27 protein-coding genes are annotated in these 26,785 nt (G+C 68.5%); 17 read left to right on the plus strand and 10 right to left on the minus strand.

From position 1 onward, the window contains the following. Window positions 1-147: 147 nt before the first annotated feature. Complete coding sequence (gene purH / locus FZ983_RS13015) at window positions 148-1,752, plus strand: bifunctional phosphoribosylaminoimidazolecarboxamide formyltransferase/IMP cyclohydrolase (RefSeq protein WP_149223951.1); 1,605 nt, start codon at window positions 148-150, stop codon at window positions 1,750-1,752. Window positions 1,753-1,893: 141 nt separating this feature from the next. On the opposite strand, the gene FZ983_RS13025 is transcribed toward purH, so the two are convergent. The 5 genes from FZ983_RS13025 to FZ983_RS13045 form a co-directional block, all read right to left on the minus strand. Further along, window positions 1,894-2,790, minus strand: coding sequence for an RNA polymerase factor sigma-32 (locus FZ983_RS13025; protein WP_014248914.1), 897 nt, complete (start codon window positions 2,788-2,790; stop codon window positions 1,894-1,896). Between the two features lie 296 nt (window positions 2,791-3,086). Beyond that, on the minus strand, window positions 3,087-4,028 hold the full coding sequence (locus FZ983_RS13030) for a hypothetical protein (protein ID WP_149223952.1): 942 nt from the start codon (window positions 4,026-4,028) through the stop codon (window positions 3,087-3,089). 212 nt (window positions 4,029-4,240) lie between these two features. Continuing rightward, window positions 4,241-4,741: a CarD family transcriptional regulator gene (locus FZ983_RS13035; protein ID WP_014248912.1), complete on the minus strand. Its 501-nt coding sequence runs from the start codon at window positions 4,739-4,741 to the stop codon at window positions 4,241-4,243. A gap of 385 nt (window positions 4,742-5,126) precedes the next feature. Further along, window positions 5,127-5,459 carry a ferredoxin FdxA gene (fdxA, locus tag FZ983_RS13040; protein WP_042693590.1) on the minus strand — a complete coding sequence of 111 codons (333 nt, stop codon included), beginning with the start codon at window positions 5,457-5,459 and terminating at the stop codon, window positions 5,127-5,129. Between the two features lie 148 nt (window positions 5,460-5,607). Further along, complete coding sequence (locus FZ983_RS13045) at window positions 5,608-6,540, minus strand: LysR family transcriptional regulator (protein WP_149223953.1); 933 nt, start codon at window positions 6,538-6,540, stop codon at window positions 5,608-5,610. A gap of 201 nt (window positions 6,541-6,741) precedes the next feature. Between FZ983_RS13045 and FZ983_RS13050 the strand changes: the two genes are divergently transcribed. Further along, complete coding sequence (locus tag FZ983_RS13050; protein WP_149223954.1) at window positions 6,742-7,971, plus strand: YbfB/YjiJ family MFS transporter; 1,230 nt, start codon at window positions 6,742-6,744, stop codon at window positions 7,969-7,971. 118 nt (window positions 7,972-8,089) lie between these two features. Next, window positions 8,090-8,500, plus strand: a complete 411-nt coding sequence (locus FZ983_RS13055) for a CBS domain-containing protein (protein ID WP_247883736.1) — start codon at window positions 8,090-8,092, stop codon at window positions 8,498-8,500. A 54-nt stretch (window positions 8,501-8,554) separates the two neighbouring features. On the opposite strand, the gene FZ983_RS13060 is transcribed toward FZ983_RS13055, so the two are convergent. Next, window positions 8,555-9,274, minus strand: coding sequence for a TerC family protein (locus FZ983_RS13060; RefSeq protein WP_149223956.1), 720 nt, complete (start codon window positions 9,272-9,274; stop codon window positions 8,555-8,557). A 210-nt stretch (window positions 9,275-9,484) separates the two neighbouring features. Beyond that, window positions 9,485-9,718 carry a hypothetical protein gene (locus FZ983_RS13065; RefSeq protein WP_149223957.1) on the minus strand — a complete coding sequence of 78 codons (234 nt, stop codon included), beginning with the start codon at window positions 9,716-9,718 and terminating at the stop codon, window positions 9,485-9,487. A gap of 450 nt (window positions 9,719-10,168) precedes the next feature. Between FZ983_RS13065 and FZ983_RS13070 the strand changes: the two genes are divergently transcribed. The 4 genes from FZ983_RS13070 (at window position 10,169) to FZ983_RS13085 (ending at window position 13,909) form a co-directional block, all read left to right on the plus strand. Next, a complete protein-coding gene (locus FZ983_RS13070; RefSeq protein WP_149223958.1) occupies window positions 10,169-10,606 on the plus strand; it encodes a DUF4112 domain-containing protein in 438 nt (145 codons plus the stop codon). Window positions 10,607-10,673: 67 nt separating this feature from the next. Beyond that, entirely contained in the window at window positions 10,674-12,089 is a 1,416-nt protein-coding gene (gene hemN / locus FZ983_RS13075) for an oxygen-independent coproporphyrinogen III oxidase (protein WP_149223959.1), read from the plus strand. A gap of 379 nt (window positions 12,090-12,468) precedes the next feature. Continuing rightward, the gene (locus tag FZ983_RS13080) at window positions 12,469-12,909 is read left to right on the plus strand and encodes an SH3 domain-containing protein (protein WP_247883737.1); all 441 of its coding nucleotides are present in this window, start codon (window positions 12,469-12,471) and stop codon (window positions 12,907-12,909) included. A 136-nt stretch (window positions 12,910-13,045) separates the two neighbouring features. After that, window positions 13,046-13,909, plus strand: a complete 864-nt coding sequence (locus FZ983_RS13085; RefSeq protein ID WP_149223961.1) for a hypothetical protein — start codon at window positions 13,046-13,048, stop codon at window positions 13,907-13,909. Window positions 13,910-13,929: 20 nt separating this feature from the next. Here FZ983_RS13085 and FZ983_RS13090 read toward each other — a convergent pair whose 3' ends face one another. Then, complete coding sequence (locus FZ983_RS13090) at window positions 13,930-14,112, minus strand: hypothetical protein (RefSeq protein WP_014248898.1); 183 nt, start codon at window positions 14,110-14,112, stop codon at window positions 13,930-13,932. Window positions 14,113-14,545: 433 nt separating this feature from the next. Between FZ983_RS13090 and FZ983_RS13095 the strand changes: the two genes are divergently transcribed. From FZ983_RS13095 to FZ983_RS13105, 3 genes are all read left to right on the plus strand, one after another. After that, complete coding sequence (locus FZ983_RS13095) at window positions 14,546-15,202, plus strand: tRNA-uridine aminocarboxypropyltransferase (RefSeq protein ID WP_247883738.1); 657 nt, start codon at window positions 14,546-14,548, stop codon at window positions 15,200-15,202. Then, entirely contained in the window at window positions 15,165-15,410 is a 246-nt protein-coding gene (locus tag FZ983_RS13100; RefSeq protein ID WP_149223962.1) for a hypothetical protein, read from the plus strand. Before FZ983_RS13095 ends, FZ983_RS13100 begins: the two co-directional genes overlap by 38 nt. A 128-nt stretch (window positions 15,411-15,538) precedes the next feature. Further along, a complete protein-coding gene (locus tag FZ983_RS13105) occupies window positions 15,539-16,117 on the plus strand; it encodes a protein-tyrosine-phosphatase (protein ID WP_149223963.1) in 579 nt (192 codons plus the stop codon). A gap of 49 nt (window positions 16,118-16,166) precedes the next feature. Here FZ983_RS13105 and FZ983_RS13110 read toward each other — a convergent pair whose 3' ends face one another. Next, window positions 16,167-16,358: a hypothetical protein gene (locus FZ983_RS13110; RefSeq protein WP_149223964.1), complete on the minus strand. Its 192-nt coding sequence runs from the start codon at window positions 16,356-16,358 to the stop codon at window positions 16,167-16,169. A 114-nt stretch (window positions 16,359-16,472) separates the two neighbouring features. Continuing rightward, a complete protein-coding gene (locus FZ983_RS13115) occupies window positions 16,473-18,995 on the minus strand; it encodes a methyl-accepting chemotaxis protein (RefSeq protein ID WP_149223965.1) in 2,523 nt (840 codons plus the stop codon). Between the two features lie 275 nt (window positions 18,996-19,270). Here FZ983_RS13115 and FZ983_RS13120 point away from each other — a divergent pair, with 275 nt between their 5' ends. The 7 genes from FZ983_RS13120 to hemA all read left to right on the plus strand — a co-directional run bounded on the left by FZ983_RS13120 (window position 19,271) and on the right by hemA (window position 26,637). Then, window positions 19,271-21,151 (plus strand): ABC transporter ATP-binding protein/permease, encoded by a 1,881-nt coding sequence (locus tag FZ983_RS13120; protein ID WP_149223966.1) that lies wholly within the window; start codon window positions 19,271-19,273, stop codon window positions 21,149-21,151. Between the two features lie 23 nt (window positions 21,152-21,174). Further along, on the plus strand, window positions 21,175-21,744 hold the full coding sequence (locus FZ983_RS13125; RefSeq protein ID WP_149223967.1) for a biliverdin-producing heme oxygenase: 570 nt from the start codon (window positions 21,175-21,177) through the stop codon (window positions 21,742-21,744). 73 nt (window positions 21,745-21,817) lie between these two features. Continuing rightward, window positions 21,818-22,543, plus strand: coding sequence for an orotidine-5'-phosphate decarboxylase (gene pyrF, locus FZ983_RS13130; RefSeq protein ID WP_149223968.1), 726 nt, complete (start codon window positions 21,818-21,820; stop codon window positions 22,541-22,543). Continuing rightward, window positions 22,540-23,184: a phosphoribosylanthranilate isomerase gene (locus FZ983_RS13135; RefSeq protein ID WP_149223969.1), complete on the plus strand. Its 645-nt coding sequence runs from the start codon at window positions 22,540-22,542 to the stop codon at window positions 23,182-23,184. Before pyrF ends, FZ983_RS13135 begins: the two co-directional genes overlap by 4 nt. Window positions 23,185-23,279: 95 nt before the next feature. Continuing rightward, a complete protein-coding gene (locus tag FZ983_RS13140) occupies window positions 23,280-24,188 on the plus strand; it encodes a diguanylate cyclase (protein WP_149223970.1) in 909 nt (302 codons plus the stop codon). 96 nt (window positions 24,189-24,284) lie between these two features. Next, on the plus strand, window positions 24,285-24,935 hold the full coding sequence (gene upp, locus FZ983_RS13145) for a uracil phosphoribosyltransferase (RefSeq protein ID WP_149223971.1): 651 nt from the start codon (window positions 24,285-24,287) through the stop codon (window positions 24,933-24,935). A gap of 487 nt (window positions 24,936-25,422) precedes the next feature. Next, the gene (gene hemA / locus FZ983_RS13150; protein ID WP_149223972.1) at window positions 25,423-26,637 is read left to right on the plus strand and encodes a 5-aminolevulinate synthase; all 1,215 of its coding nucleotides are present in this window, start codon (window positions 25,423-25,425) and stop codon (window positions 26,635-26,637) included. Window positions 26,638-26,785: the final 148 nt, after the last annotated feature.

Below are 26,785 nucleotides of genomic sequence, written 5' to 3' on the forward strand. Positions count from 1 at the left end.
CGGGCCGGCATCGCCGGGGGCGGGCAGGGATAAGCACGGATGAGCGGCATTTCCGTGGTCGTCCGTGCTTTTCTTCTTCCGTGCTTGTCCGGGTCTCCCCGGTTGCCTGCGGTCTTATGCACCACCCGCAGCGATCAGGATGACGCCATGAGCCCGCCCAAAGCCAACCATGCCCCCGCCCCCGACAAGGTCCGCATCGCCCGCGCCCTGATCTCCGTATCCGACAAGGCCGGTCTGGTGGAGCTGGGCAAGGCGCTCGCCGCCCGCGGCGTCGAGATCCTGTCGACCGGCGGTTCGGCCCAGCGTCTGGCCGAGGCCGGCGTGCCGGTCAAGGAGGTCTCCGACCACACCGGCTTCCCGGAGATCATGGACGGCCGCGTCAAGACGCTGCACCCGCGCGTCCATGGCGGCATCCTGGCCCGCCGCGACATCCATGCCGACGCGATGGCCCAGCACGACATCCCCGGCATCGATCTGGTGGTGGTCAACCTCTACCCGTTCGAGGCGACGGTCGCCAAGGGCGCGGCCTATGACGACTGCGTCGAGAACATCGACATCGGCGGGCCGGCGATGATCCGCGCCGCCGCCAAGAACCACGATTTCGTCGCCATCGTCACCGAGCCGTCCGATTACGAGGCGGTGATGGACGAGCTGGCGACCCATGACGGCTGCGTCACCCTGGCCCTGCGCCGCAAGCTGGCCCAGCGCGCCTATGCCCGCACCGCCGCCTACGACGCCGCCATCTCCACCTGGCTGGCCGGCCAGCTGGGCGAGACCTTCCCGCCGCGCACCACCCTGTCCGGCGCCCTGGCCCAGACCCTGCGCTATGGCGAGAACCCGCACCAGCAGGCGGCCTTCTACGTCACCGGGGAGAAGCGTCCGGGCGTCGCCACCGCCGTGCAGCTGCAGGGCAAGGAGCTGTCCTACAACAACCTGAACGATACCGACGCCGCCTTCGAGCTGGTGGCGGAGTTCGAGCAGCCGGCCGTCGCCATCATCAAGCACGCCAACCCCTGCGGCGTGGCGCAGGGTGCGAACCTGCTGGAGGCCTACAAGTCGGCCCTGCTGTGCGATCCGGTCAGCGCCTTCGGCGGCATCATCGCCGTCAACCGCAGCCTGGACGCCGAGACGGCCGAGGAAATCTCCAAGCTGTTCGCCGAGGTGGTGATCGCCCCGGACGCCGACGAGGCCGCCCGCGCGCTGCTGGCGACCAAGAAGAACCTGCGCGTGCTGCTGACCAAGGACGTGCCGAACCCGGCCGAACCCGGCATGATGATCAAGCAGCTGTCGGGCGGCTTCCTGCTGCAGAACCGCGACAGCGGCCGCGTCAACCCGGCCGAGCTGAAGGTCGTCACCAAGCGCGCCCCGACCGAACAGGAACTGGCCGACCTGCTGTTCGCCTTCCGCGTCGCCAAGCACGTCAAGTCGAACGCCATCGTCTATGCCAAGAACGGCGCCACGGTGGGTGTCGGTGCCGGCCAGATGAGCCGCGTCGACTCTGCCCGCATCGCCGCCATCAAGTCGGCCGAAGCCGCCAAGGCCGCCGGCCTGTCGGAGCCGCTGACCAAGGGTTCGGTCGTCGCTTCGGACGCCTTCTTCCCGTTTGCGGACGGCCTGCTGGCCGCTGCCGAGGCAGGGGTGACGGCGGTGATCCAGCCGGGCGGCTCGATCCGCGACAACGACGTGATCGCCGCCGCGGACGAGAAGGGCCTGGCGATGGTGCTGACCGGAATGCGGCACTTCCGGCATTGAGTTGGTGGGGGAAGTTAGACCCCCGCCTAACCTCCCCCGCTGGGTGGGGGAGGGACTACCGCCGCTTTCCCGAACAAGCACTTGCCCCCTCCCCCGCCCAGCGGGGGAGGGTCGGGGTGGGGGCAAGCGCCGCGAACCCCCTCACGCCTCCGCCAACAGGTCGTCGGAATCCTCGACCCGCTTCAGCATCGACTGACGCAGTTTCAGCAGCGCCCGGTGCTCCAACTGGCGCACGCGCTCCTTGCTGACACCCAGTTCGCGGCCCAACTCCTCCAGCGTGGCGCCTTCCTCGCGCAGCCGGCGTTCGCGGATGATAGTGCGTTCGCGCGGGCTCAGTTCGCCCAACGCCTCCGCCAGCCATTGCGAGCGCGTGTTGGCGTCGCGCATGCCGATCACCACATCCTCCGGAGAGGGGCGCTGGTCGGCCAGGAAATCCTGCCAGTCGTCGTCGGAGCCATCGGCCACCGGCGTGTTCAGCGACTGGTCGGAGCCGGACAGCCGCATCTCCATCGCCTCGACCTCGGCGACATCGACATTCAATTCGCCCGCGATCCACTCGCGGCCTTCCCTGGTCAGGGGCGCGCCGCTGCCGTTCCGGGTGGCGCTATCGATCTTGGCGCGCAGGCGGCGCAGGTTGAAGAACAGGGATTTCTGCGCGGCGGTGGTGCCGGTCCGCACGATCGACCAGTTGCGCAGGATGTAGTCCTGCATGGCCGAACGGATCCACCAGGCGGCGTAGGTGGAGAAACGCACCTCGCGGTCGGGCTCGAAGCGGCTGGCCGCCTGCATCAGGCCGACATTGCCCTCCTGGACGAGATCGCCCATCGGCAGGCCGTAGTTGCGGAAACGGGACGCGGTGGCCACCACCAGACGGGTATAGGCCCGGACCAGCTGATGCAGGGCGCGTTCGTCATTCCCTTCGCGCCATTTTCGGGCGAGGTCGAATTCATGGTCGCGCGACAGCAACGGTTCGCGCATGGATGCCTTGATGAAGCTCAGATTTGCACGCTGAGTCTCCGGATCGTCGATGTATGCCATCCGTCCCTTCCTTCCCGTCTGGGCGGCATCGTGTTCCTTCGCATATCCCCGTACTTTCGGGTCTTCGCCGTTGCCGCCCGCCCCCGGTCGATGCCGTCGGGTTACACAACAAGCATGAGCGCGCCCTGTTGCGGAATCATACGCAGGTGTAGGGGGAACGGATCACAAGGGATGGACGATTTTTGCCGGAGGCCTATTCCATGGCATTCCGGAGGATGGCGGGAGCGGTATGCGGGGGCAGGATGGACGGGCGGAAGGTGGACGGGCGGAAGGTCTGGGCTGGACCTAAGGGTGGGTCACACCTGGAAAAGGTCCAGCATTTCGCCGAAAGAATCGAAGCAGGCGCAGACGAGGTGCCCACCGCGGCCGCAGCCGCCGTCCAGCGTCACCGTCACCGGTCCTACATCCACGCTGGGGTCTTCCGGCGACCAGAGAGGGTTGTAGCCGCGCACGAGGCGGCGGAAACCGCCATAGGGCTGCTCCAGCCGGGCGAAGGCGGCGCCGCCCCACCAGAAGGCGTCGCCCTGGCCGGTGAGCGGACGGCGCGGGTCGATGCCGGCGCTGACCAGAAGCAGGCTGCCGCCGCCCCGGCTGCTGGCGCCGGGAGGTCCGTCATCCGGCCCGTCCCCGGAGATCGGGCTTCCGACCGGGCCGCCGGTGTAGGCGGCACGGCGCAGGGCGTTGAACAGTGCCTCGTGTCCGGGATGGGCGGCCATCGACTGGCGCAGCTCGCGCGTCCAGCGGCCAAGCATCACGGCGCCGCCGCGCGCCGCCGCCATGCCCGCCTCCAGGTTGCCGCCATAGGCCGCCAGCGTCGGCGCCACGCCCTGGCGCAGCATCCAGTCCAGCACGGTGCGGGGATCGGGGGCGAAGTGGAGTTGCTGCAACTTCTGCCACATCTCCTCCTGCTGGCCGCGGAGGTAGACGATGTCCGACGCGATCATGCCCGGCATCGCCAGCAGCCCGATGCGGAAGGCCAGCAGCCGGTCGATGGTCTCCACCACCCGGTCGCCGAAGCCGATCATGTTGCCGAGATAGACCAGCCGGTCGCCGGGGCGGAAGCGCTGGGCGATGGCATGGTGGATCACGTCCAGCCGGTCGGGCTGGGCATGGATCGCGCCGATGGCCCAGACGCGGCGCGGACGGCCGAGCGACGCGAAGCGGCTGTCGTCCTCGACGGCGGCGACGATGGTCCCGGCATGGCGGGCGGGATGACCAAGGCGCGGCGGCAGACCCAAACTCGATCCCCTTCGACGTCGTTCGCGAAGCCGGTGTCAGCGGCCCGTCCGGTGGTGCCGGCAAATGCCGGGACCGGAAGGCGGCGGGGAGTTTAGGCGTGTCATGCCGCCGAAACAAAGGTGAAAAAACGAGACGGGCGCGCGGCTTGAGGTAGCAGCCGCGCGCCCGTTCGTGTCACGGACGGATTTTCGGGACGTATCCCGGTCCGGGATCAGGCCGCCTTGGACAGCACCGACTCCAGACGCTCCGTCGCCTTGGTCTCGTCGATCTTCTCGACGGCGGCCAGTTCGCGGGCCAGACGCTCCAGGGCGGCCTGATAGATCTGGCGCTCGCTGTAGGACTGGTCGGACTGGTCGGCGCCGCGGTACAGGTCGCGCACAACCTCGGCGATGGACACCGGATCGCCGGAGTTGATCTTGGCCTCATACTCCTGGGCGCGGCGGCTCCACATCGTGCGGCGGACGCGTGAACGGCCCTGCAGGGTCTCCAGCGCGACCTTGATGCGGTCCTTGGAGGACAGGCGGCGCAGGCCGGCGTTGCGGGCCTTGGTGACGGGAACCTTGAGCGTCATCCGCTCTTTCTCGAACGTGATCGCGTAGAGTTGAACCTCGAGTCCGGCGATGCTGTGGGTCTCGATCCCTTCGACCCGACCGACGCCATGAGCCGGATAAACGACGAAGTCACCGGCTTCGAAGTCAAGCTTGTTCGACATTTGGATTGGCTCTCACTTCTCGCGATCACGCCATTTTGCCGTCCCGGTGGAAGGGACGAAAAAGGACCCCGGACAGTTATGGCGCCGTGGGGATGGGGCCCATCCACGACGATCACAAAAGCCACGAGTCCTTGAGCGAAGGGAAAACCGGCAATGGCGCGGAGGCCGGCTCCGGGCGCGCATTATAGCGATGTTACGCCCGAGTTACAAAGGGAACGCGCAAGCACCCGGGCGGAAATCGTCCATCGCCCGGCCATGGCCGACCCGTCGATTTTGCATGGCAACATCGGCGGGTGCAATCGGTTGATGTGGCCCGACTCGGAAGAATCGTGGGTTTCCCCTGGGGGGAAGCCCGGCGAGCCGGGCCGCATCCGCTGGTCTGGTCTCAGCCGCCCGCCTTGGGCGAGAAGAACTTCTCGAACTTGCCGTCCACGCCCTTGAACTCGTCGGCGTCCGCCGGCGCGTCCTTCTTGCGGGTGATGTTCGGCCACTGGCCCGAATAGTCGCGGTTCAGCTCCAGCCACTTGGTCGCACGGTCGTCGGTGTCGGGGACGATCGCCTCGGCCGGGCATTCCGGCTCGCACACGCCGCAGTCGATGCACTCGTCGGGGTGGATGACCAGCATGTTCTCACCCTCGTAGAAGCAATCCACGGGGCAGACTTCGACGCAGTCGGTGTACTTGCACTTGATGCAGCCGTCGGTGACGACGTAGGGCATGATCTCTTCTCCGCTGTTCCGGCCTGCGGTGTCGGCCGCGCGTCGCTGTTCCGGTATCGCCCCAAAGGACATCCCTGGGGGGCGGATCGAAGCCGTTTCCAAAAGGTCACGCGCGTGGCACCGGGCCGGATGGCCAACCCGCGCCTGCCTAGCACGCCGCCGACAAGCCGTTCAACCCCGCGCGTGATGTGGGCGACCCTGTCGCACCACCAATGGCGTCGTTTACGGGGGCACCGTCCGACACCGCCGCCAGGAAGGCGCGCAGGCTGCCCGTCTCGATGGAGTCGGCGCGGCGGACGAATTGGGTGGGCATGCGGGCCAGCGCGTCGGGCAGCGGCCGGGCCGCCAGCAACTCGCGCCAGGGTTCGCGCTCCACCACCGACCGCGGCATCACCGTCACCCCCATGCCGGCGCCGACGCAGCCGAGGATGGCGTCGAGCGCGCCGAATTCCATGACGCGGAAGGGCACGCGTCCGGCCTCGCGCATCGCCATCTCGGCCCGGCCGCGATAGGCGCAGGCGCGGCCGAAGACGATCAGGGTGCGCCGGGCGCTGTCGGTGGTCAGGCCGGCGGCGGGTTCGACCAGCACCAACTCCTCGTCGAAGATGCGCCGGGCGGTCAGGTCGGGATGCTCCACCGCGCCGCCGACGAAGGCGCCGTCCAGCCGCCCGGCCAGCACCTCGGCCAGCAGGGTCTCGGTCGGGCCGGGGGCGATGGTCAGCTCCACGTCGGGATGATCGCGGTGGAAGCGGGCCAGGATCGGCGGCAGCCGTACCGCGGCGGTCGATTCCATGCTGCCCACCGCCAGCCGCCCGCCGCGCCCGGCGGCCTCCGCCACCGCGTCGCGGGCCTGGGCGACCAGCCGCAGCACCCGGTCGGCATAGCCGGCCAGCACGCGCCCGGCCGGCGTCGGCTCCATTCCGCGGCTAAGGCGCAGGAACAGGTCGACGCCCAAATCCTCCTCCAGCCGCTTGACCCGCGCGGTGACGTTGGACTGCACGCAGTTCAGCGCCTCGGCCGCCCGGCTGACGCTGCCGGTATCGGCCACCGCCTTCACCACCCGCAAACCGGCGAGATCCATCGCGACGCCTCCTGCCCGCTGCCCCATGCCCCGGTGCCCGATGTCAACGCATGGCACCCATCACCGGAAGTGGAGCTTATCATCAGAACAATTCATTGGAAATGAGGGCGGTGCCGCAGCCATGATGGACGATCAAATCAATCGGCTGGCCGAACAGTCCCTAGTCCAACGAGCCGGCCGAAAACCGAGAGGGCGTGGATCATGGTTCGGGTGCTGGTCGGCGGCGTGATCGGGCTTGCCATCGCGATGGGGGTTGCGCGCTTCGCCTTCACCCCGATCCTGCCGGCGATGCAGGCGGCCACCGGGTTGGGGGCCGATGGCGCCGGACTGCTCGCCTCGCTGAACTATCTGGGATATTTCGTCGGCGCGCTGGGGATGGGTCTCGTGCCGCATGGTGCCGCGCGCACCGCCGTGTTCCGGCTGTCGCTGCTGCTCAGCGTCGCCACCACCGCGGCGATGGGGCTCGACCTGGGCGATGCCGGACAGGCGATGCCGGTCTGGTTGGTCCTGCGCTTCCTGTCGGGGGTGTCGAGCGCGGGCATCTTCATCCTGGGCATCGCCATGGTGCTGGACACGCTGGCACGCGAGGGCGGGGAACGCTTCGCCGGCTGGCTCTACACCGGGGTGGGGCTCGGCATCGCTTCGTCGGGGCTGTTCGTGGCGCTGTTCGGCGGACGGCTGGGCTGGGCCGGCGACTGGGTGGCGCTGGGGGCGATCTGCGCGGTGCTGGGGCTGCTGCCCGGCCTCTGGGTGCGCGATCCGGCGCCGCAGCCGCAAGCCGCCGCGGCCGGGACGGCGGGGAACGCCGCCGCGGCGCGGGCGGGCGGGCTGTCGGCCCCGCTTCTGCTGCTGACTCTGGCCTATTTCCTGGAGGGCGGCGGCTACATCGTGTCCGCCACCTTCCTGGTGTCGATCCTGAAGACCGATCCCGGCACCGCGGCGGTGGGCGAGGCGGCCTGGATGGTTGCAGGGTTGGGAGCGATCGGCGCCGGGGTGTTCTGGGCCGCGGTGGCCCGGCGGACCGGCAGCTGGTGGTCGCTGATCCTGGCGCACCTGACGCAGGCCGTCACCATCCTGCTGCCGATGACCGGTTCGCCGACGGTCGCCGTCATCTCCGCCCTGCTGTTCGGCGGCACCTTCGTCGGCATCGTGTCGCAGGCCTTCGCGCTGGGGCGGCAGCTGTCGGCCGGCGCATCGGCCAAGGTGGTGGGAGCGCTGACCGCCGCCTATGGGCTGGGCCAGATCATCGGGCCACTGCCCGCCGGGCTGGTGGTGACGCACACCGGCAGCTTCAACGCCGCGCTGCTGGGGGCCGCCGCCGCCGTGCTGTTCGGCGCGCTGCTGCTGGCGGTCGGCATGGTGATCGCCGGGCGGCGGTCGTCGGCGGGGCCGGCGCTGGCCACTCCCAATGCTTCGCCCAATGCTTCGTAAGTATTCGTAAGGCTTGCCTGCGACAATCGGCGCCGCATCCGCAGCAATGCCGTTGTTCTCCCCCATCGTCCGCTTTGGCTACAGTCTGGTCCACAACAACCAGACCCCGGGGGAGTCCATGAAACGCAAGCTGGTTCCGGACGTCGTGAAGGCGCAGGAACTGATCCTGGTGCCGGAGGATACCTCCGTCGCCACCGTGTCGAAGATGATGGCCGACAAGAACATCGGCGCGGTGCTGGTGGTGAACCATGGCGCGCTGATCGGCATCGTCACCGAGCGCGACCTGAACAACAAGGTGCTGTCGAAAGACCTCGACCCGTCGGCGGTGGAGGTTGGGACGGTGATGACCCGCAACCCCGACAGCCTGCCGCCCGACGCCGACGCGGTCGATGCGCTGAAGCTGATGCATGACAAGCATTACCGCCACCTGCCCATCACCCAGGGCAAGCGCGCGGTCGGCATCGTGTCGATCCGCGACCTGTTCAAGGTCGCCTACGAGCACATGATGGCCGACCGCGCCGAGGCGTGATGGAAGAAGGGGGCGCCTCGCCAAGCGCGCGCCCCCTTTGTCCTCAATGCGGCCTCAATGCTTGGCAGTCGCCTTGCGTTTGGCCAGCAGGTTCAGCGCCTCCACCAGGGTGGAGAAGGCGATGGCGAAGTACAGGTAGCCCTTGGGGATGTGGAAGCCCAGGCCGTCCGCCACCAGCGCCACGCCGACCAGCAGCAGGAAGGACAGCGCCAGCATCTTAACCGTGACGTGACGGTTGACGAAGTCGCCGACCGGGCCGGAGGCGAACAGCATCACCGCCATGGCGATGACCACGGCCGCGACCATCACCGGCAGATGGTCGGACATGCCGACGGCGGTGATGACGCTGTCGAGCGAGAAGACGATGTCCAGGAACATGATCTGGACGACCACCGAGGTGAAGGTGGCGTGCTTCGGCGCGGTGCCCCCCTCCTCATGGCCTTCGACGGTGTGGTGGATCTCCAGCGTGCCCTTGGCCAGCAGGAACAGGCCGCCCAGCACCAGGATCAGGTCGCGGCCCGACACGTCCCAGCCGGCGACGGTGAACAGCGGCTGGGTCAGCTGCGCCACCCAGGCAATGGAGGCGAGCAGGGCCAGGCGCGTCAGCAGCGCCAGCGCCAGACCGACTTGGCGGGCGCGTTGCTGCTGTTCGGGCGGCAGCTTCGACGCCATGATCGAGATGAAGATAATGTTGTCGATACCCAGCACGATCTCCAACGCGGTCAACGTCAGAAGGCTGGCCCAGACATTCGGGTCTGCAAGCAGGTCGAGCATGAAGAAGCGGGGCTCCGGCGGTCGGTGGGCGCTGTCAGGGGACTGTGCGCCGGCACCGCAAGGCGCCAGCGTGACCGCGCGCAGATGAGGTCGCCTCCCGCCCGCTGCAAGAGGGGCGGGAGCGATTTAGCCGCTGGAATTCGGTTATAGCCTGTCCGGCGGAGATGGGATGCCGGGCGGCTGACGCAAGTGGAATGATGCGGGGGCCGATCAGGATCCGAAGGCCCGGTGCCCCCAGGCCGCAGCCTCCGTCCGGTTGGTCTCCATCCGTCCGTTGTCCATCCGTCCGTTGTCGGGCCTGCCGGCCTCCATCCGGGGTGTCCAGGCGCGGCGACGCACCGCCATCTGCAGGCGGCAATCCTGAGAGCAGTAGCGCGGCGCCGGACCACGCGCGGACGTGCGGACGAACGGCCTGCCGCAGCAGGCGCAATAGAGAGTGGTCATGGTCGTTTCCTCCGAAACGGGCGGCCGTTTGCCGGCCTTGCCCCCGCGCCGCGGGATTGAACGTCCCCGCGGCCTTGCTGATGCGTTGGCTGTATTGTGTCCAGAGGTTGCGGGCGCTGCCAGCGTTCAAAGGGCATAAACCGTGGGAGCGGAAAGTATTCGCTTCGGAAAATCCGAGCAGAGGCAGCGGCTTAGATGATCTTGCGCGTCAATTCGCCGCGTCGTGTCTGTCGGGGGCGGCATGGCCGTCCCGGCGGCCACCGACATCTGAAGCCGCAGCGGTTGAAGGCCGCAGCGGTTGAAGATTGTCGGCAAGGATATCCGGCCATGGTATCTGCTGGGAGTGCGAACTTTGCGCGTCGCGTGCGGAACCCGCGGGGGCGGTGAGGGGTTCTTCCCTTGCGGGGATTCGCGCGTCAGGCGCGGGACCGACTGATCGGGGGACTTGCGATGATCGACGCCATCCGCACACGCCGGCGCAACCTTGCCGAAGACCTCCCGCCGGGCGGTTCCGGCAGCAGCGTCCCCATCGATTTCCAGCGGCTGGAGCGGCTTCGCCGCCTGTCCCGTCTGATGGACAGCCGCTGGCGCATTCCCTTCACCCGCATCCCCATCGGGCTGGACGGAATCGCCAGCATCGTGCCGGTGGCGGGGGATACCGCGACCGCCGTGGTCTCGGCCTACATCATCATGGAAGCGGCCCGCTTCGACCTGCCCAAGGCGCTGCTGGCCCGCATGGCCTTCAACGTCGCGCTGGATTGGGCGGTCGGGTCGGTCCCGGTGGTGGGGACCGTGTTCGACATCGCCTTCAAGGCCAACCGGGCCAACCTGAACCTGCTGCACGAGCATCTGGAGCAGCGCCTGGCCGCGGCGGCGGCGAAGCGCTGAAGGGCGGCCCCTGAGGTCTTGACGTGGATCAAGGCGGGGGTGGGGTGGCTGCGGCACTCTGTCGCTCATGAACGCCATCACTGCCTTGGCCGTAAAGCCGGCCCCCGCCGCCCCGTCCCGTTCCCACGGTGTCGATGCCGCGCTGCTCGCCAAGTATGACGGGCTGCGGGTGCCGCGCTACACCAGCTACCCGACCGCGCCGCACTTCACGCCCGAGGTGAACGGCGAGGTCTATGGCGGCTGGCTGGAGGCGATCGACCCCGTGCGCTCCGGGTCGCTCTACCTGCATGTGCCCTTCTGTCAGAAGATGTGCTGGTACTGCGGCTGCCACACCAAGATCGTCGCGCGCTATGAGCCGATCGCCGAGTATCTCGGCCATATGCGGCGCGAGATCGCCATGGTGGCCGACCGCATTCCCGGCCGGCTGGCGGTGCGCCACATCCATTTCGGCGGCGGCACCCCGACCATGATGGCGCCCGGCGATTTCGAGGCGATGATCGCGCTGCTGCGCACCCACTTCGACGTCGCCGCCGATGCCGAGCTGGCGGTGGAGATCGACCCCCGCACCCTGACGGCGGAGATGGCGGCGGCGCTGGGCCGCGCCGGGGTCAACCGCGCCTCGCTGGGCGTGCAGGATTTCGACGAGACGGTGCAGCAGGCGATCAACCGCGTCCAGCCGCGCGCCGTGACCGAACAGGCGCTGGCCTGGCTGAAGGAGGCCGGCATCGCCAGCGTCAACCTCGACCTGATGTACGGCCTGCCGCACCAGTCGGTGGAAAGCGTCACCCGCTCCGCCGAGATCGCGCTGGAAATGGCGCCCGACCGGCTGTCGGTCTTCGGCTACGCCCATGTGCCGTGGATGAAGACCCACCAGAAGAAGATCGACGAATCCGTGCTGGCCGGCTCGCTCGGCCGGTGGGAGCAGTTCGCCGCCATTGGCGACACGCTGGCCGCCGCCGGCTACAGCGCCATCGGTCTCGACCATTTCGCCCGTCCCGGCGACGAACTGGCGGTGCAGCAGGAGGAAGGGCGGCTGGGCCGCAACTTCCAGGGCTACACCACCGACGATGCCGAGGTCCTGCTGGGCTTCGGCTCCTCCTCCATCGGCGCGCTGCCGCAGGGCTATGTGCAGAACGCCGTGCCGTTCGACCACTACGCCGCCGCCATCGAGGAAGGCCGCCTGCCCACCGGCAAGGGCATCGCGCTGACCACGGACGACAAGGTGCGGCGCGACCTGATCATGCGGCTGATGTGCGACCTGTCGGTCGACACCGCGGCCATCGCCAGCAGCCACGGCCTGGACGAGTCCGCCTTCGACGTCGAACTGGAGGGCATGGCCGATCTGGTCGCCGACGGCGTCGCGGTGGTTGAGGGACGGCGCGTCCATGTGCCGGAAAGCGCCCGCCCCCTGATGCGCATCGTCGCCGCCCGCTTCGACACCCACCTGTCCAAGGGCGCCGGGCGGCACAGCCGGGCGGTTTGAGGGCCGGGCGGTTTGAGGGCCGGGCGGTCTGACAAGCGCGCTTCAGAAAGAAAAGGCGGCCGGCGCCACCCGCCGACCGCCTTTTCCCGTGCCGCGCAGCCGAACCCACACGTTTGCGCGGCAACCTCGTCGATACCCGGCGTCGAAGTCCACTCCGCGACATGCCCCTCCGGCCGGTGTCGTGGAGGTGCCGATTGTCGAGATACGCGGGCCGGGGGTGAACTCCTGCGCTCCGGCTCCGGCCGCCCCAAAAAGCGCATAGCGATCCCGGTTGCGCTGCGGTAGCGAAGGAAGCCCCGCCTCCTGTATGGTCGCGCCGAAGGCCGATGGCCTTCCTGCCTTCACTCTGCCCCGTTCAAGGTGAGCGATGATCCGGCGCGTGCGTACCCTTCCGCTGATGGTGGCCCTGGTCACGCTGACGGTTCCCGGCTGCATGCCGTACCAGCGCATCCCCAACCCGCCGACCGTGCGCACCGCGCCCGATACCGGGGCGGGGCTGGAGCCCATGTATGGGGAATGGCAGGTGGACAGACCGACACCGGTCTATGCAAAGCCCGCCGCCGGGTCGGGCGTCGTCGCCACGCTGGGCGCCGGGCAGGCGGTCAGCACGCTGGGCCGGGTGCGCAACAGCGATTGGGTCGCGGTGAAGGCCGGCGGCTCCACCGCCTATGTCCGGCTGCACCTGCTCAGCCTGAAGGGCAACACGCCGCGCGGCAGCCGCGGCACCTCAACCACCCTGGAAAAGCCCGTCGACAATGCCGGCCCGACCATCAAGGCGGCACCGCGCGGCAAGATCGGCGCCACCCCCATCGCCAACTGAACCGGGCGATCTGAAACCCGGCACATCCGGTCCCAGGATCCTATCCCATCACAAGACAGGAGTCGCAGACTCCCCCTCGACAAGGCTCCGTGATAGAACATATCAGGAACATATGCCTGTCGAGCGGAGCCGAGTCATGTCCACCCTGCCGTCCCCTTCCGTGCCTGCGGAGTCTGCGCCGCGCGACCGTGCCGGCGTGCTGGCCGACCTGCGCGCGCGCATCCGGCGGATCGAGGGGGTGGGCGGTGACGGCGGGCGGATCCTGCCGTTCGGGGTGGAGGCCATCGACGCGCATCTGCCCGACGGCGGCCTGCCGCTGGGCTGCCTGCATGCGGTGACGGCGGAGGATCCGGGTGCGGGCACCGGCTTCGCCGCCACTCTGCTGGGCCGGCTGGCGACGCCGAAGGCTCCGGCATTATGGATCCTGCGGGGACGCGACCTCCATGCGCCGGGGTTGGCGGCCTATGGGCTGACACCGGACCGGCTGGTGGCGGTGCGAGCGGTGCGGGCGGTCGACGCGCTGTGGGCGATGGAGGAGGCGCTGCGCTGTTCCGCCCTGTCGGCGGTGCTGGGCGAATTGGAGGGGCTGGACCTCACCGCCAGCCGGCGGCTGCAGCTGGCCGCCGAGTCGTCGGGGGTAACCGGCTTCCTGCTGGATCTTGGCGCAGGCATGCCGGGCCGCAGGGGCGGAAGGCCGGAAGGGCTCAGCGCCGCGGTGACGCGCTGGCGGCTGGATGCGGCACCCAGCCGGGATGAGGAGGAGGATAGGGCTCCGCGCCCGGCCGGAGGCCTGCCGGGATTGGGAGCGCCGCGCTGGTCCGTCGCGCTGGAACGCTGCCGTGGCGGCCGTCCGGGCCGCTGGACCCTCATCCGCGAGGAGGAGGGCTGGCGCGATGCCGGAGAACCCAGGGCCGGAAACCGGTGGCAGATGTCCGACACCCGACAGTCGAGCCGGCAAAGCGGCCTGTCGGATCACCGCCCGGCTGCCGCCGGCCGGTGAGTGCCGTCAGGAGGTGCCGCTCAGTAGTCGGTCGCCCAGTCGGGCTCGCGGCGGGCGGCCTGCTCCGAGTCGTCCGGCTCGGTCATCCAGCGGGGATCGTCAGCGTCCAGCGGCGCGTAGAGCGGCAGCTGGCGGGCGAATTCCGCGCTTTCGGCATCGCGGCGCTGCTTCAGCAGGCGGTCGGCAAGGTGGGCGGGCAGCATGGCAGGTCTCCTTCTGAGCGCCGGATGGCACCGCGGATCGGCCTGACAAAGGCCGGTCCTGGCCCACCCGTCGTCCTGTTTGCCTGGATACTAACTACGCAAGTTCCAGGCCAGCTGTTAAGCGCGTCACACGAGGTCCATGACACACGAATAAGTCTCTACAAACGGTTTATACGAAGCCACTTTGAACCCAGATGAACCGGTATGACACGGGGGTGTTGGTGGGGGGATCTGTCGTACATGCCGTGGCGGCGGTCACCGTTCGGTCGGCATCCGCCGCTCTGCGAGTGAGATGTGTTCCCTTCCGCGCCATTCCAACCCATATTCGCGGCCAATCCTCTTCAAGGAATGCGTACCTCCCATGCACAGCGCCCCCGTACCCGAGTCCTGCCCCAACTGCCTAAAGCCTAATCACCTGTGCATTTGCGAGGCAGTGCAGCCGATCGACAACGGCGTGTTCCTGCTGATCCTGCAGCACCCGCAGGAGAAGCGCGAGAATCTCGGCACCGCCCAGATCGCCCATCTGCAGTTCGCCAATTCGATGGTGAAGGTCGGGCTGAGCTGGCCGGGGCTGAAGCGCATCCTGGGGCGCGAGGTCGATCCCAAGCGCTGGGGCGTGCTGTATCTCGGCCCGGTGAAGGAGGGCGGCGCCCCGCGGGCCGAGGTCGCGGTGGTCGACAAGAACGGCCAGCCGCTGCGCGACAGTGCCGAGATCCTGGAGGATCTGGAGGGCGTCATCGTCCTGGACGGCACCTGGAGCCAGGCCAAGACCCTGTGGTGGCGCAATGCCTGGCTGCTGAAGTGCCGCCGCATCGTGCTGAACCCGCAGTTCCGCTCGCTCTATGGGCAGGCGCGCAAGGAGCCGCGGCGCGACAGCGTCTCCACCCTGGAGGCCGGCGCCTTCCTGCTGTCGCGGCTGGAGGGCGATCAGGCGATCCTCGACACCGCGCTGAAGCCCTTCTCCCTGCTGCTGAAGAAGCTGCGCCAGCCCCGTCCGCGCCCTGCTGCGCAGCCCCCGCGCGACCATGCCGGCGGCGATGCGGATGCTGGTGATGGCAGTGCCGGCAGCGATGGAGGCGGGGAGGACTGATCTCCTTCGGCGCATCTCCTTCGATCGGTCGCGCCGCTGCAACGAACCGGCACCTGGGCTGTTGATGATGGATGAGAGGGCCGGTACCGCCGGCCGCGACATCCATCAGACCGAAGGAAGGAGACGCGCCATGAAAGGCATCCTGCTATGGCTGGTCGGCATTCCGATCCCGATCATCATCCTGCTGTACCTGTTCAACGTGTTCTGATCGGGCTTATCCGGGCGAAGTGGCCCGTATACGAACGGTTGCCGGGTTGACGGGGGCGCGGCGCGGGGTGCCAAATGCGGCCCCCAGCCCCGCGCCTTCCCCCTTATCCGCAATCGAACGAGAGAATGATGGCCAGCGATTTCGTTCCCTTCGGTCTGACCGTCTGCGGTCTCAGCGAGCTTTGCAATTTCGGCGGCGGCAAGGTCAGCCATGTGCTGTCCATCCTCGATCCCGAGATGACCGAGCCGAGCGACTTCGGCGATTACGGCGAGCATGAGCGGCTGGAGCTGCGCTTCCACGACATCATCGAGCCGACCCGCGGCCAGATCGCGCCGGAACGCGCGGACGTCGAACGCATCCTGGCCTTCGGCCGCGACCTGCTGGCCGAACCGGTGGACTGTCGCCATCTGCTGGTCCACTGCCATGCCGGCGTGTCGCGTTCCACCGCCGCCCTGACCATGATCCTGGCCCAGGCCCAGCCCGACCGCCCGGCCGCCGACGCGGTCGCCGCCGTGGTCGCTATCCGCGCCCAGACCTGGCCCAACCTGCGCATGACCGAATTCGCCGACGACATCCTCGGCCGCCGGGGCGAACTGGTCGCTGCCGTGCGCCAGCGCCATTTCACGCTGGGCAAGCAGCGCCCCGAACTGGTCCAGTTCATGATCGACAACGGCCGCGTTCGCGAGGTCGAGGATTTGATCGACTGAGGAACCGGAGGCTGAAGGGGAGGTCGGTCGCCGACCTCTCCACCCCGCCTCACCGCAGCGGGTAGGTCACCACGTCGACCGAGGTTTCGGCCACCGTGCCGGCGATGTCCACGGCGGTGCCGGCGAGGCTGGCGGCGCCGCTGGCCACGCCGGTGACGGCACCGCAGCCGGCCAGCGGACCGCCCAGCAGCAGCAGGGCGGCGAGGGGGAGAAGGCGGTGCCTGAGGGGGCGGCGGGACATGGAGTCCTCCAGGGACGAAAGCGCAAAAAAGAAATCGGCGGGAATTGCAGCACGCAATCCCCACCGATTCGTTAATTCAGGCTTTTAGCGCAAAGGCCGGCTGATCCTCTCCGCTCAGAATTCCTTCCAGTCGTCGTCGTCGCTGACGCTGTGCTTCAGCACCGGGACCGCCGTCGCCGTGCCACGCGCCGGGGCGTCGGTGCGGGCGGCGGGCTTGGCCGAAACATTGCCGTGGGCGGTGCCGGCGCCGCGGGCGGCAGGCTTCGCCGCCGGTTTGGCGGCCGTACCGCGGGCCGAGGCCTGGGTGGAGGTCTGGGCCGGGGTGCGGCGGGTGGCCGGGGCGGAGTAGGCGCCGGTCATGGCGTGGGGTGCCGCGACATAGCCGGAACCAACGGCCTGATCGAACTTGAAGAAGCCGACCAGCGCCTTCAGGTCGCTGGCCTGACCGCTCATCGCCTGGGCGGCGGCGGTGGTCTCCTCCACCAGGGCGGCGTTCTTCTGCGTCATCTCGTCCATGTTGGCGACGGTCGAGTTGATCTCGTCCAGCGCCGTCGCCTGCTCGGCCGAGGCCGAGGCCATCTCGGCGATCAGGGTCGCCACCTGCTGCACGCCCGACACGATGCCCTGCAGCGCGTCGCCGGCCTTGCTGACCAGATCGACGCCGTCCTTCACCTGGGCGTCGCTGTCCAGGATCAGGCCCTTGATCTCCTTCGATGCCTGGGCGGAACGCTGGGCGAGCTGCCGCACCTCCTGCGCCACCACGGCGAAGCCGCGGCCGGCATCGCCGGCGCGCGCAGCCTCGACCGCCGCGTTCAGCGCCAGCAGATTGGTCTGGAAGGCGATCTCGTCGATCACGCCGATGATGTCGGTGATCTTGCGGCTGGATTCCTCAATCCGGCGCATGGCCTCAATGGCGGAGCCGGCGACGCCGCCGCCCGACTCGGCGGAGCCGCGGGCCTGGGTCGCCATCACGTTGGCGCGCTGGGCATTGTCGGCGTTGGAGCGCACGGTCGCCCCCAGCTCTTCCATGCTGGCCGCGGTCTCCTCCAGCGAGGAGGCCTGCTGCTCGGTCCGGTCGGCGAGGTCGGAGGAGCCGAGCGACACCTCTGCGGCGGCGGCGGCGATGGTCTCGGCCGCCTGGGTGATCTGCCCGACGATCTCGGCCAGCCGGGTGGAGGTGGCGTTGACGTCGGTCTTCACCCGCTCGAAGGCGCCCTGGTAGTCGCGGGTGACGCGGCGGTTCAGGTCGCCCTGGGCCAGCGCGCTCAGCACCTCGCCCAGGTCGGCGATGACCGCCTCCACCGTGTCGGTCAGGCGGTTGATGCCCTCCGACATGGTCTTGTAGAAGCCGTCCTTGCCGGCCAGATCGATGCGGCGTTCCAGGTCGCCCTTCGACACGGCGTCGATCAGGGTGGCGATCTCCTCGCCGATGGCCTGCTCGCGGGCGCGCTGGGCCTCCGCGGCGCGCCGCTCGGCCTCCAGCCGTTCACGCTCGGCCTCGTCCATCCGCTTCTTCTCGACGGCGTTCTCCTTGAACACCAGGACCGCCTTGGCCATGCGGCCGATCTCGTCGCGGTTCTCCAGTGCGGGAACGTCGACGGCGAGGTTGCCGGCGGCCAGCTCCGTCATCGTGCCGGTCATCTGCACCACCGGGCGGACGATGGAGCGGGCGGTGACCAGGGCGATCAGGATGCCGATGGCGAACGCGCCGACCGCCATGCCGATCAGCAGGGTGGAGGTGCGCTCCATGTCGGTCTGCGCGCCGGTCAGCACCGCCTTGCGCGCATCGGTCTGCGAGGCGACGGTCTTCTCCACCAGTTCGCCGAACTCCTCCGCCTCCTTCACCATGGTGACGAAGGCCAGCGTCTGGGCGTCGCCGACGGCGGTGACGACGCGCTTGAAGCTGTCCAGGTAACGGCTTGCGGTCTGCACCGCATCCTCCGCGGCGCGCTTCTGTGCCGGGTCTGTCAGACGGGCGGACAGTGCGGTCGCGGTCTTGATGAACGCCTCTACACGGGTGCGCACCTCCTCGTCGGCCTTCGCGGTCGGCTCGGTCAGGAAGCGCTGGGCGCTGAGGCGGGCGAGGATCAGCGATTCCTGTGCCTGGCCGGCATAGGCGGAGGACTCGAAGTCGCCGGCGGCGATCCCGCCGGCCATCACCTGGCTCAGCCCCTCGCGCGCCTTGACGCCCAGCGGCACCAGCTCGTCCGACACCAGACGGTCGCGCTGCTCGCGCAGCTTCACCAGCTGGGCGAAGTTGGCGCTGTAGCTGTCGACCTTCTGCGACATGCGGGCGATGAGGGCGCGGCGCCCTTCATCCAGCGTGGCGTCCCGCGAGGTTCGCAGCATTTCGGACAGGGCCCTCTGCTGCGCCTGGATCGGCGGGACCAGGGCGTTGTTCCCGGAGAAGGAGTAGTTGACCACGTTGCGCCGCATGTTCGCGACCAGGCTGTCGATGTCCGAGATCCTGATCGAATTGTCGGAGATCGACGCATAACGGGTGAAGCCGTCCTCCACCGTCGACAGCGACCGGACGCCCAGTGCGGCCACCAGGGTGAGAAGGGCGAGGATCAGAAGGAAACCCACCTGGATGCGGGTACCCACCTTGAATCGGCCGGCGAAACTGGCGTTCTGCATGGTCAAATGCCTTGGTCTGCGGTGCGGATCGAACGCGATACGCCCGGCAGGGTAGAGGAAGATGGTTTCCAGTCCGTTGCCATGGCGACAGGAAATGCACCACCTGCTGACCAGGGCCGCGCCAAAAACGTGCCAAAGAGGTGACATGCCCCTTTGACGACGCTGCACGGGTCCCTAGGTTAGGTCGCCTGACCCCAATCCTTTGCGACGGCTCTTCGGAACGGCGCCATCCCCGCCACGATTTCCCGAACAGTCCCCGAGACCCGAACAGACCGATGCGCCGCAGTCTTCCGCCAAGCCCCCCGGCCAGCTCCGATTCCAGCGCCTTTTCCCGTCCTTCCGGCGATCTGCGTGCGGCGATCCGCTCGCTGGCCCCCTACATCTGGCCGCAAGAGTCGATGGAAACGCGGGTGCGGGTGGTGCTGGCGATGCTCCTGCTGGTGGGAGCGAAGGTCGCCAATGTCTATGTGCCGATCTTCTACAAGCATGCGGTGGACGCCCTGACGCCGGCCGGCGGGGCGGGGCCTGGGGTGAACGCGGTCGTCGCCATCCCCCTGGGACTGATCGTCGCATACGGCCTTGCCCGCGTCACCTCGCTGGTCTTCGCCGAACTGCGCGACGCCGTCTTCGCAACGGTGGCGCAACGTACCATCCGCAAGGTGGCGCTGTCGGTGTTCCGGCACCTGCATGCGCTGTCATTGCGCTTCCATCTGGAACGCCAGACCGGCGGCCTGACCCGCTCGCTGGAGCGCGGAACCCGGGCGATCGAATCGCTGCTGCGCTACACCCTGTTCTCCATCGTGCCGACGCTGGTGGAGATCGCGCTGGTCTGCGCCATCCTGTGGAAGCTGTTCAGCATCTGGTTCGCGCTGGCCACCTTCGTCACGGTGATGAGTTACATCCTCTACACGTTCTTCGTGTCGGAATGGCGCATCAAGTTCCGCCGTATGATGAACGATACCGATAACAAGGCCAACACCAAGGCCATCGACAGCCTGCTGAACTACGAGACGGTCAAGTATTTCGGCAACGAGGAGCATGAGGCCCGCCGCTACGACGGCGCCCTGCAGAGCTACGAGGCGGCGGCGGTGCGCAGCCAGCAGAGCCTGTCGCTTCTGAATGTCGGCCAGTCGGCGATCATCTCGCTGGGTCTGGCGGTGGTGATGGGCATGGCCGCCAAGGGCATCGTCGACGGCAGCATGTCACTGGGCGATTTCGTGCTGGTGAACACCTATCTGCTGCAGCTCTACCAGCCCCTGAATTTCTTCGGGGTCGTCTATCGCGAGATCAAGCAGTCGCTGATCGACATTGAAGCTATGGTGACCCTGCTGGCGGTCGACCGCGAGGTGGCCGACGGTCCCGACGCGAAGCCGTTGGAGGTCGACGGGGCGGAACTGCGCTTCGAGGGGGTGGAGTTCGGCTACGATCCGCGCCGGGCGATCCTGAAGGATGTCAGCTTCACCGTGCCGGCCGGCAAGACGGTCGCCATCGTCGGCCCGTCGGGCGCCGGCAAGTCCACCATCAGCCGGCTGCTGTTCCGCTTCTATGACGTCAACGGCGGCCGGGTGATGATCGACGGGCAGGACATCCGCGACGTCACCCAGGCCTCGCTGCGGGCGTCCATCGGCATCGTCCCGCAGGACACCGTGCTGTTCAACGACACCGTCTTCTACAACATCGCCTATGGCCGCCCCGGCGCCAGCCCGGCGGAGGTGGAGCGGGCGGCAAGGCTGGCCCACATCCACGACTTCATCATGGCCCTGCCCGACGGCTACCAGACCACGGTGGGCGAGCGCGGGCTGAAGCTGTCCGGCGGCGAGAAGCAGCGCGTCGCCATCGCCCGCACCATCCTGAAGGACCCGGCGATCCTGCTGTTCGACGAGGCGACGAGCGCACTGGACACCCACACGGAGCGGGAAATCCAGGCCAACCTGCGCGAAGTCAGCCGCGGCCGCACAACGCTGGTGATCGCCCACCGGCTGTCCACCGTGATCGACGCCGACGAGATCCTGGTGCTGGAGGCCGGCCGGGTGATCGAACGCGGCCGCCACGCCGACCTGCTGGCCGCCCGCGGCGCCTATGCCGCCCTGTGGGCGCGGCAGCAGGAATCCAGCCAGGGTCCGACGCCGCTGCCCGGCGTGCTGGCGCCGACCTGACCGGAACTGGGAAACGAGGAAACATGGGACCGGCAAGGCAGGCGCTGCGCGCCGCGACGCGCGAAAGCCACGACCGGCTGGACAAGGCGGCAGTGCTGCAGCCGCTGGTCCGGCCGGACATCACGGCCGACCAGTATGCCCGCGCACTGGCCGTGCTCTACGGCTTCAACGCGCCGGTGGAGCGGGAAATGGGAGAGCCGGCGGGCGCGGCGCGGATGGCGCTGCTGCGCGAGGATCTGCGGGTGCTCGGCACCGATCCGGATACGCTGCCGGAGATGGTCGGGCTGCCGCCGCTGGACAGTGCGCCGGCCCGGCTGGCGGCGCGCTACGTGCTGGACGGTTCGGCCCATGGCGGGCGGGCGATGCTGCCGGGGATCACCCGCGCGCTGGGGTATGACGCCCGGCGCGGAGCCCGTTTCCTGGCGTCGGATGGGTTGGACATGGCGGGCGCCTGGAAAGCCCTGATGGTGAGGCTGGAGCAGGAGCTTGCCGATCCGGCGGCACTTGCGGTCGCCTGCGCCACCGCCGCCGCCCTGTTCGCGGCGCTGGAGCGGTGGACGGCAGAGCAGCGGATGGGGGAGCAGAAGGGTTGAAACTGGCGCATGGCCCCATCCCTTGCTAGGGTGCCGGACCATCCGCATTCGGGTTTCTGGAGACCGCCTGCCCATGACCGCGCCAGCCTCGCGCATCTATTGCTCCGTCGACACCACCGAAATCGACGCCGCCCGCCGCATCGCCGGGCAGGTGGCCGGGGCCGTCGGCGGCATCAAGCTGGGGCTGGAGTTCTTCATCGCCCAGGGGCCGGCCGGCGTCCGCGCCGTGGTGGGGGAGGACGGGCCGCCGCTGTTCCTCGACCTGAAGCTGCATGACATCCCCAACACGGTGGCGGGCGGCGTGCGCGCGGCGCTGCCGCTGAAGCCGGCCTTCATGACCATCCACAGCGCCGGCGGGCCGGCGATGATGCGCGCGGCAGCGGAGACGGCGGCGACTGCCGGTGCGGATCGTCCCAAGATCCTGGCCGTTACCGTCCTGACCAGCCTGGACGAGGGCGACCTCGGCGCTGTCGGGCAGTCGGTGCCGGTGGCAGACCAAGTGGTGCGGCTGGCGAAGCTCGCCAAGGCGTCCGGGGTCGACGGCGTCGTCTGCTCCCCGGCCGAGGTGGCGCTGGTCCGCGCGGCCTGCGGACCCGATTTCATCCTGATGGTGCCCGGCATCCGCCCGGCCTGGGCCGCCACCAACGACCAGAAGCGCATCATGACGCCGGCGGAGGCGCTGGCCGCTGGCGCCGACCATCTGGTCATCGGCCGCCCGATCACCGCCGATCCCGACCCGGCCGCGGCCGCCCGCCGCATCGTTGCCGAAATCTATGACAATTTTGGGGGGACCGCATGACCGTCGCCGCCAAGATCTGTGGCCTGACCGAGCCCGAGAGCCTGCGCGCCGCCGTCGCCGGCGGGGCGCGCTATGTCGGCTTCGTCTTCTATCCGCGCAGCCCGCGCGCCATCGCGCCGGCGATGGCGGCGGAACTGGCCCGGCTGCTGCCGACCGGCGTGCGCTCGGTCGGGCTGTTCGTCGATCCCGACGACGAGTTCCTGGAGCATGTCACCGGGCAGGTGCCGCTCGACCTGATCCAGCTGCATGGCGCCGAGACGCCGCGCCGCATTGCCGAGATCAAGGCCCGCTATGCCCTGCCGGTGATGAAGGCGATCCGGGTCGGCGGGCCGGAAGACCTGACCGCGGCGCTGGAGGCGGCGGAAGTGGCCGACCGGCTGCTGTTCGACGCCAAGCCGCCGGCCAAGGTGTCGGCGCTGCCCGGCGGCAACGGCATCGCCTTCGACTGGACGATCCTGGCCGGCCGCAGCTGGCCGCGCCCCTGGATGCTGTCGGGCGGCCTGACGGCGGAGAACGTGGCGGAGGCGGTGCGCGTCACCGGCGCCACCGAGGTCGACGTGTCCTCGGGCGTGGAGGATCGTCCCGGCCGCAAGGATCCGGCGCTGGTCCGCGCCTTCCTGTCGACGGTCGCCGGGCTTTAAGGGCGATTTTGCCCGAAAGCGACCTGTTTTAGACGAATGCTTCGGCTTATCTTGATCGCATGGCGGGACCCTGCGCCGTCGGGTAGGATGCGCCCATGAGCGATTCGACCACTCCGTCCACAACCGAGGCGCTCGGCGCCGTGCTCGACGAGCATCTGCGCTGGATCGGCCAGTGGCAGCGCGCCGTTTTCTACCGTGAGGGCCGCGGCGGGGAACGGTCGTCGGCCCCGGCCTCCTTCCAGGCCTGGTGTCAGGCGGCCAGCCATGACGACCTGCTGCAGCAGCCGGCGGTGCAGAAGCTGGCCAACCTGCACGAGCAGATGCATCGCCAAGCCCGGCTGATCCTGCTGAAGGCGTCCGGCGGCGAGCCGCCGACCGAGGCCGAGTATGAAGGGGTGATCGGCCGCTTCGAGGAGTTCATGCTGCATCTGCGCCGGATGGAGCGCGCCTTCGCCGCCGCAGCGTCCGGCCTGGACCCGCTGACCGGCCTGCGCACGCGGCGCGGCATGGGCGAGGCGCTGGAGCGCGAGCACAACCGCTACCGCCGCACCGGACAGCCTTTCTGCGTCGCGCTGTGCGACATCGACAAATTCAAGGGCATCAACGACAGCTACGGCCATGACATCGGCGACCGGGTGCTGGCGGCGACGGCTGCCGTCATCAGCCGCGGCGTCCGCAGCTTCGACGAGGCCTTCCGCATGGGCGGCGAGGAGTTCCTGGTCTGTTTGAAGGAAACCGGGCTGGACGAGGGCTATGCGGTGATCGAGCGGCTGCGCGTCGATCTGATGCGCTCGCCGGTGATGCTGCCCGACGGCCGGCTGATCCCCGTCACCGCGTCCTTTGGGCTGGTGGAGGCGGTGTCCGACCTGACCGTGGACGATCTGGTGGTCTGCGCCGACCGCGCGCTCTATCAGGCGAAGAATTCCGGCCGCAACCGCGTGATCCGCTACGGCATCGACCGTCCGGAACCGAAACCCGTTCCGGTGAAGGCGGGGCGGGGGTAGGGACAAGCAGAACCTGTCCGGTCAGCGCCCTTGGCCCCGGACCCTCTGACGCGCTAGGATCGCGATAACCTTACCGTCAGCCGCGATCCGGATTCCATGCGCACTCAGCCCGAATTCCCCAACCTGTTCATCCTCGACCATCCGCTGATCCAGCACAAGCTGACCCATATGCGGAACAAGGAACGGTCGACCGGCGGGTTCCGCACCCTGCTGCGCGAGATCTCGCTGCTGATGGGCTATGAACTGACGCGCGACATCCCGCTGACCAACGAGCGAATCGAGACGCCGCTGCAGCCAATGGACGCGCCGGTGATCCTGGGCAAGAAGCTGGCCGTCGTGCCGGTGCTGCGTGCCGGGCTCGGCATGTCGGCCGGCCTGCTGGAACTGGTGCCATCGGCGCGCGAGGGGCATATCGGCCTCTACCGCGACCATGAGACCAAGCAGCCGCACGAATATCTGGTGAAACTGCCGCCGGCCGAAGGGCGGCTGTTCATCGTCGTCGATCCGATGCTGGCGACCGGCAACTCCGCCGCCCACGCCTGCGACGTGCTGAACCGCCATGGCGTGGACGACCACAACATCCGCTTCATGGCACTGGTCGCGGCACCCGAAGGCGTGCGCCGCTTCCACGAGTCGCACCCGGACGTGAAGGTCTTTACCGCCGCTCTCGACAGCCATCTGGACGAGAACGCCTACATCGTCCCCGGACTCGGCGATGCCGGTGACCGCATGTTCGGTACCAAGTAAGATAACCCCCGTCCGCATCCGCCGGGCCGGCCGCCCTGGGGCAGGTCCGGCGGATGCGCGCGATGGGGGCTTCTCGCGCCGGTTTCTCGCGTCTCGCGCAGTGGTGCGGCGGGGGCCATGGCTTCCCGCCGGTATGGACGATCCTGCGACGCTTTCCAGTGACCGGCGCGTCAACGCAGGCATGCTCACGTATTCCCGGACTGAGCACATGGTCATTGTGGAAGTACAGTCCATATTTGCGTTGTCCGTCCCAAGTCATGGCGGATTGCCGGCCTGATGGCGGGAAGCGGCCATGCGCCATCCACAGGGCATGGGACCATCCCACTTGTGCGAAGGTCCCATGCGACGGCGGCTTGATTTCGATCAATGCCGGGTGGCGTATCGGTAAGGATCATGCCATTCTCTCGATGCGCCGGACGAATGGCCTAGCCCTTATGTTCTGAGCGGTGCAGCCGACCGTGTGGACGAACGCGAACGGAAACGCGCGATGGATTACGAAACTTTCTTCCGCAACCAGATTGCGACCCTGAAGCAGGACGGCCGCTATCGGGTGTTCGCCAACCTGGAACGCCATGCGGGCAACTTCCCGACGGCGACCTTCCGCGATTCCAACGGGCGCGAGCGTCCGGTCACGGTCTGGTGCTCCAACGACTATCTCGGCATGGGCCAGCACCCGAACGTGCTGAAGGCGATGCACGACGCGCTGGACCAGGTCGGCGCCGGCGCCGGCGGCACCCGCAACATCTCCGGCACCAACATCTACCATGTGCTGCTGGAACGCGAGTTGGCCGACTTGCACCACAAGGAAGCGGCGCTGCTCTTCACCTCGGGCTATGTGTCGAACGATGCGACGCTGACCACGCTGGGCAAGATCCTGCCCAATTGCGTGATCCTGTCGGACGCGCTGAACCACAACTCGATGATCACCGGCATCCGCAACTCGGGCGCCGAGAAGCACATCTTCCGCCACAACGACCCCAAGCACCTGGACGAACTGCTGTCCGGCATCGCTCCCGGCCGGCCGAAGGTGGTGGCGTTCGAAAGCGTCTATTCGATGGACGGCGACATCGCCCCCATCCACGACCTGTGCGACGTCGCCGACAAGCACGGTGCCATGACCTATCTGGACGAGGTGCACGCCGTCGGCATGTATGGCGCCCGCGGCGCCGGCGTGGCCGAGCGCGACGGTGCCATGGACCGGCTGACCATCGTCGAAGGCACGCTGGGCAAGGCCTTCGGCGTGCAGGGCGGCTACATCACCGGCTCCGCCGCGCTGATCGACTGCGTCCGCAGCTTCGCCGCCGGCTTCATCTTCTCCACCTCGCTGTCGCCGGTCCTGGCGGCGGGGGCGCTGGCCTCCATCCGTCACCTGAAGAACAGCGACATCGAGCGGACGAAGCATCAGGAGCGTGCGGCCACCCTGAAGCGGATGTTCGCCGATGCCGGCCTGCCGGTGATGCCGTCGGTCAGCCACATCGTTCCGCTGATGGTCGGCGATGCGCACCGCTGCAAGCGTGCCTCGGACGAACTGCTGGAGCGGCATGGCATCTACGTCCAGCCGATCAATTATCCCACCGTCCCGCGCGGGACGGAGCGGCTGCGCTTCACCCCGACCCCGCTGCACACCGATGCGCAGATGGGCATGCTGGTGGACGCGCTGCTGGACGTGTGGAGCCGGCTGGATCTGCGGCTCGCCGCCTGAGTTGAAAGCCCCCTGTCAAAGACCCCTTTGGCGGTAAGGACGTTTTGTCCTCTGGACATATGGGTCGGCCATCCCTAATTTGGGGATATGGTTGCGACCGGTTCGCAGTTTCTTCGCTGCGCGCCGGTCGTGACCGTGCCGTCCTTTT

The organism is Azospirillum sp. B21 (assembly GCF_008364825.1).
Taxonomy (GTDB): Bacteria; Pseudomonadota; Alphaproteobacteria; order Azospirillales; family Azospirillaceae; genus Azospirillum.

Coding starts and splice junctions, on each gene's coding strand:
- FZ983_RS13025 (WP_014248914.1), bottom strand. CDS start 2,790: ATGGCATACATCGACGATCCGGAGACTCAGCGTGCAAATCTGAGCTTC.
- FZ983_RS13090 (WP_014248898.1), bottom strand. CDS start 14,112: ATGCTGCCCGCCCACCTTGCCGACCGCCTGCTGAAGCAGCGCCGCGAT.
- pyrF (WP_149223968.1), top strand. CDS start 21,818: ATGACCGCGCCAGCCTCGCGCATCTATTGCTCCGTCGACACCACCGAA.
- upp (WP_149223971.1), top strand. CDS start 24,285: ATGCGCACTCAGCCCGAATTCCCCAACCTGTTCATCCTCGACCATCCG.
- FZ983_RS13135 (WP_149223969.1), top strand. CDS start 22,540: ATGACCGTCGCCGCCAAGATCTGTGGCCTGACCGAGCCCGAGAGCCTG.
- FZ983_RS13125 (WP_149223967.1), top strand. CDS start 21,175: ATGGGACCGGCAAGGCAGGCGCTGCGCGCCGCGACGCGCGAAAGCCAC.
- FZ983_RS13105 (WP_149223963.1), top strand. CDS start 15,539: ATGGCCAGCGATTTCGTTCCCTTCGGTCTGACCGTCTGCGGTCTCAGC.
- FZ983_RS13085 (WP_149223961.1), top strand. CDS start 13,046: ATGTCCACCCTGCCGTCCCCTTCCGTGCCTGCGGAGTCTGCGCCGCGC.
- FZ983_RS13060 (WP_149223956.1), bottom strand. CDS start 9,274: ATGCTCGACCTGCTTGCAGACCCGAATGTCTGGGCCAGCCTTCTGACG.
- FZ983_RS13115 (WP_149223965.1), bottom strand. CDS start 18,995: ATGCAGAACGCCAGTTTCGCCGGCCGATTCAAGGTGGGTACCCGCATC.
- purH (WP_149223951.1), top strand. CDS start 148: ATGAGCCCGCCCAAAGCCAACCATGCCCCCGCCCCCGACAAGGTCCGC.
- FZ983_RS13055 (WP_247883736.1), top strand. CDS start 8,090: ATGAAACGCAAGCTGGTTCCGGACGTCGTGAAGGCGCAGGAACTGATC.
- FZ983_RS13070 (WP_149223958.1), top strand. CDS start 10,169: ATGATCGACGCCATCCGCACACGCCGGCGCAACCTTGCCGAAGACCTC.
- hemN (WP_149223959.1), top strand. CDS start 10,674: ATGAACGCCATCACTGCCTTGGCCGTAAAGCCGGCCCCCGCCGCCCCG.
- fdxA (WP_042693590.1), bottom strand. CDS start 5,459: ATGCCCTACGTCGTCACCGACGGCTGCATCAAGTGCAAGTACACCGAC.
- hemA (WP_149223972.1), top strand. CDS start 25,423: ATGGATTACGAAACTTTCTTCCGCAACCAGATTGCGACCCTGAAGCAG.
- FZ983_RS13110 (WP_149223964.1), bottom strand. CDS start 16,358: ATGTCCCGCCGCCCCCTCAGGCACCGCCTTCTCCCCCTCGCCGCCCTG.
- FZ983_RS13035 (WP_014248912.1), bottom strand. CDS start 4,741: ATGTCGAACAAGCTTGACTTCGAAGCCGGTGACTTCGTCGTTTATCCG.
- FZ983_RS13045 (WP_149223953.1), bottom strand. CDS start 6,540: ATGGATCTCGCCGGTTTGCGGGTGGTGAAGGCGGTGGCCGATACCGGC.
- FZ983_RS13100 (WP_149223962.1), top strand. CDS start 15,165: ATGGCAGTGCCGGCAGCGATGGAGGCGGGGAGGACTGATCTCCTTCGG.
- FZ983_RS13065 (WP_149223957.1), bottom strand. CDS start 9,718: ATGACCACTCTCTATTGCGCCTGCTGCGGCAGGCCGTTCGTCCGCACG.
- FZ983_RS13140 (WP_149223970.1), top strand. CDS start 23,280: ATGAGCGATTCGACCACTCCGTCCACAACCGAGGCGCTCGGCGCCGTG.
- FZ983_RS13050 (WP_149223954.1), top strand. CDS start 6,742: ATGGTTCGGGTGCTGGTCGGCGGCGTGATCGGGCTTGCCATCGCGATG.
- FZ983_RS13120 (WP_149223966.1), top strand. CDS start 19,271: ATGCGCCGCAGTCTTCCGCCAAGCCCCCCGGCCAGCTCCGATTCCAGC.